The organism is Lactobacillus sp. C449L (assembly GCF_059900815.1).
Genome location: NZ_JBWXGA010000414.1, coordinates 1 through 404, shown reverse-complemented (window position 1 = coordinate 404; position 404 = coordinate 1). Strand labels below are relative to the sequence as shown.

The 404-nt window shown below is 68.1% G+C and carries 1 protein-coding gene; it reads left to right on the top strand.

Features of this window, described 5'->3' with window-relative positions:
• On the top strand, positions 1-214 hold a 214-nt coding region (locus tag AC2JF9_RS10045; RefSeq protein WP_500727484.1), incomplete at its 5' end, for a hypothetical protein.
• Positions 215-404 lie beyond the last annotated feature (190 nt).

Below are 404 nucleotides of genomic sequence, written 5' to 3'. Positions count from 1 at the left end.
GACCTACGTCATCCCCAGCTACGTTCTGCGGCTGAAGGGCACCGACCTACATCAATCCGCGCTCGATGCGATGATGCGCCGGGACGGCCCGGAGACCGCGATGGCGATCCGGCAGGATATTCTCAACGCGGCTGAGTACATCTTGAGCTTGGCCGACCGGAACGGGGTGATCCAGCGGCCGGAGGTTGCGCACGTGAGTTCCGGGGCGACGTGAGGCTGAGACCGTCGGCCGGGAGAGAGCCAGGCTCAACAGCCAGAGAGGCTCCGGTCGGTCCGCCGCGGCGATCCCGTCGCGGCGAACGCCATCGAGATGGAGGGCGGCCCAGCTGCATGCCGCACAAAACCGCCAAGCCCGCGACCGACCCGGTCCCATGATGCCCTGGCCGGGGTCGGAGGTGACAGGG